General features: G+C 69.4%; 3 protein-coding genes. 1 reads left to right on the forward strand and 2 read right to left on the reverse strand.

Annotated features, from left to right (window positions below; all coding sequences use genetic code 11):
* Positions 1 to 283 precede the first annotated feature (283 nt).
* Entirely contained in the window at positions 284 to 784 is a 501-nt protein-coding gene (locus ACFVH5_RS44175; protein WP_385839336.1) for a hypothetical protein, read from the reverse strand.
* 37 nt (positions 785 to 821) lie between these two features.
* Here ACFVH5_RS44175 and ACFVH5_RS44180 point away from each other — a divergent pair, with 37 nt between their 5' ends.
* Positions 822 to 2,225 carry a M1 family metallopeptidase gene (locus ACFVH5_RS44180; RefSeq protein ID WP_385839334.1) on the forward strand — a complete coding sequence of 468 codons (1,404 nt, stop codon included), beginning with the start codon at positions 822 to 824 and terminating at the stop codon, positions 2,223 to 2,225.
* A gap of 38 nt (positions 2,226 to 2,263) precedes the next feature.
* Here the strand turns inward: ACFVH5_RS44180 and ACFVH5_RS44185 are convergent, their stop codons facing one another.
* Positions 2,264 to 2,779 carry a GNAT family N-acetyltransferase gene (locus ACFVH5_RS44185; protein ID WP_385839335.1) on the reverse strand — a complete coding sequence of 172 codons (516 nt, stop codon included), beginning with the start codon at positions 2,777 to 2,779 and terminating at the stop codon, positions 2,264 to 2,266.
* Between the last annotated feature and the right edge of the window lie 171 nt (positions 2,780 to 2,950).

Below are 2,950 nucleotides of genomic sequence, written 5' to 3' on the forward strand. Positions count from 1 at the left end.
GCTCTTGGTCGGAGGGTCTGACTTTTTTTGCGGGAGCCCTACGCGGCGGACTTTCGACGTACCGGCACGGCCCGCTCCCAGGCCTCGTCGCCGGGTGACGGTCCTCTTTCAGCCCGTTCGGCGTTCGTCTATTGGCCGGTTCCGGGTTCGCGTTGTGGCTCGCTTCCGCGGTCAGCCGTTGGGTGGGGTGGCGGTCGTCATCTTTCAGCCCGTCCGGCGTTTGAGGACGAGGCCGTTCAAGCCGATGGGGGGTCTGGGGGCGCAGCCCCCCAGGGCGTCTGGCTCAGGGCAGGCGGGGGAAGCGGGCCTCTAGGTTCCAGATTGCCGGGTTGTCCCGTAGACCCTCGTGGAGGTCCGTCAGGTCGGCCAGGATGTCGTGGAGGAAGTCCCGGGCCTCGCGGCGGAGTTCGGTGTGGGAGAACGTGAGCGGGGGCTCCTCCACCGGCATCCAGTCCGACTCGATGTCGACCCAGCCGAAGCGGCGCTCGAAGAGCATGCGGTCGGTGGACTCGGTGAAGTCCAGTTCGGCGCGCTGCGGGCGGGAGGCCCTGCTGCCCATGGGGTCCTGGTCGAGTTGTTCGACGATGTCGCACAGGGCCCACGCGAAGTCGAGCACGGGCACCCATCCCCACCCTGTGGACAGCTCCCGGTCCGCCTTGGTGTCGGCGAGGTAGACGTCCCCGCAGAACAGGTCGTGGCGCAGAGCGTGGACGTCCGCACGGCGGTAGTCGGTCTGCGGGGGGTCCGGGAAGCGGGAGGAGAGGGCGTAGCCGATGTCGAGCACGTGGGTGATGGTGTCACGCCGTTCTAGGATCGCCCCCATGCCCCGGTCTGCTCGCTCTGGTCCCGCTGCCGTTCTGCTGGCTTGCCTGCTCGCCGGCTGTGACGGGGGTGTGGGGGGTGTCGCGGGGGGTTCCGGGGTGGGGGATCCGTACTTTCCCAAGGCGGGGAACGGGGGGTACGACGTGGCCCATTACGGGCTCACGCTCGACTACGAGCCGAAGTCCCGGCGGCTGGTGGGGAAGGCGGAGATCCGGGCTCGGGCCGAGAAGGACCTCAGTGCGTTCAACCTTGATCTCAAGGGGATGGAGGTCCGGTCCGTCGAGGTGGACGGGAAGCCCGCCCGGTTCAATCGCAGTGGTGATCACGAGCTGACCGTTCGGCCGCGTAAGGATCTCGACGGCGGGGATTCCTTTGTGACGGTCGTGCGCTACGAGGGAGTGCCGGAGGTCGTCACCGATCCCGACGGGTCGGAGGAGGGGTGGCTGCCCACCGAGGACGGGGCTCTGGGGCTGGGGGAGCCCACCGGGTCCATGGCGTGGTTTCCCGGGAACCACCATCCGAGCGACAAGGCCTCGTACGACATCGCGGTCACGGTGCCCGAGGGGCTGGAGGTCGTTTCCGTCGGGGAGTTGCGGAAGCGGACGGTCAAGGGTGGGCGGGCTGTCTTCGACTGGCGGGTTTCGGAGCCTGTGGCCTCCTATGTGGTGACCGTGGCGGTTGGGGAGTTCGATGTTCATCGGTCGATGGCTGGGCGGCTGCCTGTCTATGTGGCCGTGGACCCTGAGCAGGCGGCGGACAGTGCCGAGGTGCTCGATCGCATTCCCGAGGTCATGAAGTGGGCCGAGGACAACTTCGGGCCCTATCCCTTCTCGTCGACGGGCGCGATCGTGGAGCGGGAGGACGACGCCGGGTACGCCCTGGAGACCCAGAACCGGCCCGTGTTCCCCGGAGCGCCCGGCGTGGAGCTTCTCGTGCACGAGCTGGTCCATCAGTGGTACGGGAACTCCGTCACCCCGAAGTCGTGGCGTGACATGTGGCTGAACGAGGGCTTCGCCACGTACGCCGAGTGGATGTGGGACGAGGACCACGGTGGGGACTCCGTACAGGACGTCTTCGACGCGCTGTACGAGGGGGATTATTTCGAGAAGGAGGCGGAGAGCGATGCCGTCTGGGCCTTTCCGCCCGCCCGGCCGCCGAGTGCCGCGCAGATCTCCGACAGTCCTGTGTACGAGCGGGGTGCCATGGTGCTGCACAAGGTGCGGCAGGCGGTCGGTGACGAGGTGTTCTTCGGCATCCTGCGGGGGTGGGCCGCCGAGCGGCGGCACGGCAACGCGGACACCGACGACTTCACCGCCTATGTGGAGAAGGCGGCGCCCGACGAGGACTTCTCGGGGATCTGGGACGACTGGTTGTACGGGAAAGGGCGGCCCGCGCGTCCCTGAGGCGCGTGCCCCGGCAGAGGGACAGAGGGACAGAGGGGCTAGTGAAGGATTTTGCGTAGTACCGCGCAGGGGCGGCCCAGTTGGCGGTCCTTGCGGTGGCCGATCGTCTCGTAGCCGATCGTCGTCCAGAAGGCGAAGGCGCCGGGGTTGTTGTCCAGGGCCGCCAGGCGCACGGCGTCCCGGCCCGCCTCGCGGAAGCGGTCCTCGATGCGTGCCGCCAGCCGCCGTCCGTGGCCCTTGCCCTGATGGGCCGCGTCGACCAGCAGCAGGCCGATCCACGGGTCGGGGTCGCCCGGGTCCGGATGGTGGGCGAGCGTGATCGCGATCGCGACGAGCTGTCCGGCGCTGCGGGCCTGGAGGACCTCCACGTCCGGGTTCGCCAGCTCGTCCGCCAGCGCCTTCGCGACCTGCTCCGGACGGATGTCGTGCGGGTCGGTGAAGTCGCCGCTGAGGGCGTAGAACGCGTGGTTCGAGGCGTAGAGCGCGGTGAGTTCGGTCAGGAGGGGGCCCGGGAGGTCGTGGTCCGGGGTGAGGGGCAGGGGTTCGAGGATCACGCGGCGAAGGGTAGGCGCTCCGCTGGGGGTCGGGGAGGCGGGTGCGTTCCGTTCGGGTGCGGATTTGGGTGCGGGTCCGGTGGGGGCTGGGCGCGCCGTTCCCCGCGCCCCTTCGGGGCGCCGGTGTGACCGAGGGGTGCGGGGCCCCGGCACGCCCCACCGACCCCAACC

This window comes from Streptomyces sp. NPDC127119 (assembly GCF_042677425.1).
Classification (GTDB): domain Bacteria; phylum Actinomycetota; class Actinomycetes; order Streptomycetales; family Streptomycetaceae; genus Streptomyces.